The sequence below is a fragment of the Mesorhizobium sp. M7A.F.Ca.US.002.01.1.1 genome (genome assembly GCF_004022955.1).
Classification (GTDB): domain Bacteria; phylum Pseudomonadota; class Alphaproteobacteria; order Rhizobiales; family Rhizobiaceae; genus Mesorhizobium; species Mesorhizobium ciceri.
Map to the genome: position 1 here is coordinate 1 of NZ_RZQE01000615.1, position 2,858 is coordinate 2,858.

4 protein-coding genes are annotated in these 2,858 nt (G+C 61.5%); 3 read left to right on the top strand and 1 reads right to left on the bottom strand.

The window, feature by feature from the left end; all coding sequences use genetic code 11:
* From repC to EN932_RS32905, 3 genes are all read left to right on the top strand, one after another.
* The coding region (repC, locus tag EN932_RS32895; RefSeq protein ID WP_245483371.1) for a plasmid replication protein RepC at positions 1–687 on the top strand (687 nt) is incomplete at its 5' end.
* Positions 688–873: 186 nt separating this feature from the next.
* Positions 874–1,263, top strand: coding sequence for an MbcA/ParS/Xre antitoxin family protein (locus tag EN932_RS32900; RefSeq protein ID WP_013525331.1), 390 nt, complete (start codon positions 874–876; stop codon positions 1,261–1,263).
* On the top strand, positions 1,260–1,778 hold the full coding sequence (locus tag EN932_RS32905) for an RES family NAD+ phosphorylase (RefSeq protein WP_013525332.1): 519 nt from the start codon (positions 1,260–1,262) through the stop codon (positions 1,776–1,778). The genes EN932_RS32900 and EN932_RS32905 overlap by 4 nt, the downstream gene beginning before the upstream one ends.
* A 23-nt stretch (positions 1,779–1,801) precedes the next feature.
* Here EN932_RS32905 and EN932_RS32910 read toward each other — a convergent pair.
* Positions 1,802–2,858 (bottom strand): site-specific integrase (locus EN932_RS32910; RefSeq protein WP_245483372.1); only part of this gene is annotated, 1,057 nt, incomplete at its 5' end.

Here is a 2,858-nt window from a genome sequence, read left to right on the forward strand (position 1 = left end):
CTGCACCGCCGCGACATCCATAAGCTGATCGAGGCGGCTGTCGAGGAGGATGTGCCCGGGGACTGGGGAACGCTGTGGAAGCGGTTCCGGGCCATTGTGGACGCAATTCCACGCCGGGCAGGCCTGTCGGAGCTGGAAGGGGTCGTCGCCGAGCTGGTAGAGCTGCACGAAGCGGTCAACAAGATGCTGGAAAGCTTCACAAATGCCAAGAATCCTAGCGGCAATGAGTCCCATAATGAGCGGCAGCAATCTGATTCAAACACAGACTCCGCTTTTGTATTTGAACCGGCTTTCGAAAAAAGCAGGGCGGAGGCCGAGCCAACATCCCACCCCCCCGAGAAGCCGAAAGGCTACCCGATTGGACTGGTGCTGCGGGCCTGTCCCGATATTGCCGACTATGCCGTCAACGGGATCGGAAGCTGGCGCGACTTGATGATGACCGCCGCCCAGGTGCGAGGATACCTTGGCGTGTCGCCTTCAGCCTATGAGGAGGCTTGCCATGTGATGGGCCAGGAAGTTGCCGCGATCGTGATCGCCTGCATTCTGCAAAGAGCGCAGCATATCAACTCGGCTGGCGGTTATCTGCGCGTGCTGACCGAAAAGGCAAAAGCGGGTGAGTTTTCTGTTGGACCTATGCTCATGGCGGCGCTGAAAGCCAATGGCGCGTCAGCACGGATGACCGGATGAGCGGCAAGATATCGCGGGGCAGCGGCGTAAGGATGTGACCGGTGCTGTTGAGGTGGCCTGGCACATTCCCACCTGTCGGCGGGGTTTGCGGCGCGGCCACTGAACGGGTTCGTTCTTGAAAACAGTCTACAAGTGCCATATCTTCTGCACACGAAATATGACTCCCGATATGGTAGGATGAACACCATGGGCCAGGCACTCAAGATAGCCGAGCAGAATGGACCTCTCATCTTGTCCTACATGGACCGGAATGGGAAGATTGCGATTGGGCAGGTCGCGGACGGTTTTGGCATGTCCAAAGGCCAGTTGGCCCAGACTGCAGGTCTTGCACGCGAGACGCTTTATCGGTCAGAGCGTAGCGCCACGGTAAAGACCCAGGGGCGTCTGCGAGAAATGCTCGAGATCATCAGCCGAGTGACGGAATGGGCGGGTGGCAAGGAGCAGGCGATGGCCTGGTATCGGGCTCAGCCGCTTCCGGCATTTGGGGGACGCACCGCTGAGGCGCTGGTGAAGGACGGCAAGGCAGCAGCGGTCCGTGATTATCTCGATCACATGGCCGTTGGCGGGTTTGCGTGAGGTTCGTCGGAACCTGCTACCGCGCACATGATCCACGTTGGGCATTCAAGCCGACTTCCGGCGAAGGAGCGGCGATCCGAGGGGCTCGATTCAATCCCAAAGGCGTGCCGGCGCTCTATCTGGCGCTGACCATCATGACAGCGATCAAGGAAGCCAACCAGGGCTTCGCACAGCGGATCGATCCCTGCGTGCTTTGCTCCTATGAGATCGATTGTGACGACATCGCGGATCTGACAACGGAAGAGCGGAGAGGAGAGTTTTCTGTGACGCTCGAAGAGATGGCCTGTGCCTGGGCGACGGCTCTCAGCAACGGAGAACGTCCAGCGTCCTGGTCCATCTATGAGCGGTTGCAACCCCGAAATGTTGCCGGCATCGTGGTTCCGAGCTTCGCGCCGGGGGCCGAGATGGAGGATCGCAATCTGGTCCTTTGGAACTGGGGCCCCGATCTCCCGCACAAGGTGGCTGTATTCGACCCCAGTGGTCGGCTGCCGAGGGATCAGCTGTCTTGGCGATAGACCGATCCGCCAGGGGAGGGGGCCTACAGTCCACTGGCCCTGGTGAGATTGACGCGAAACCGGTCCCTGCGCCGCTGGTAGCGGCGGGTCATTTCGGCCGACGTATGGCCAAGCTGCTTTTGAACGTAACGCTCGTCGACCTCAGCCGATGAGGCAAGACCGGCGCGCAAGGAATGACCGGAAAATTTCTCTGCACGATCGCCTTCGGACAGGTCGCCACGAACCCCGGCTGCGAGGGCGGTGCGTTTGACCAGCCGCGCCACTTCCTGGTCGTTGAGCCGCTCGGCTGCAACTGCTTTGCCGTTTCCGGTGACGCGTCGAAACAACGGCCCATGGCCGACCCTCGCCAGTTTCAGCCAGGTTTGCACCGCCACAACCGGGCATGTGGCATCGGACGAGCCACGGCCGATCTCGACCTCGCGCCAGCCGGTCTTTCCGCGCAATGCGACGAGAACGCCTTTGTCCAAAACCTCGATCCAGCCGCGGCCGTCCTGGGTTTGGTCCCTGGCAACGTCCAGGCCAACGATTTCAGAACGCCGCAGGCCGCCGGCGAAACCCAACAGGAGCATGGCGCGGTCGCGCAGGCCGCGCAACGTTCCACGGTCAAGGGTCTCGAGCATGGCAATCAGGTCTTCAGTCAGAATGGCTTCCTTTTGCCGGGGAGGGGAGGCGTGGGTGTTGCGAATGCCGGCCAGCACAGTGGCGATATGCCGGTCCTTCCTGTCCAATGGCTGGCCACGCTGAGAAAAATTCCAGGTGATCGAGGAGAGACGTCGCTCGATGGTCGAGACGGCGTTCGGCTTCTTGTCGCCCGTCACCTTACCGGACGCGCAGGCCGTGATGTAAAGGCCAACGACCTGCGGGTCGGGCGGCAACACATCGAGATGCTGGCGGCGCGCCCAGGCGCAAAAATGCTTCCAATCGGCGGCGTAGGCGCGCCGGGTGTTCGCCGAGCTTGCTGCCTCGACGTAATCGCGCGCGCGCTCGGCGAGCCCTTCCAGGTGCGCCGGCAGGGGAGGGGCGTTTTGCGGCTCGCAGGGTGCCTGCGCCATTTCCATGACGATATCGACAATATCAGGC

Excerpts from the sequence above, each read along its gene's own strand:
- EN932_RS32900 (WP_013525331.1), top strand. The coding sequence starts at position 874 with ATGGGCCAGGCACTCAAGATAGCCGAGCAGAATGGACCTCTCATCTTG.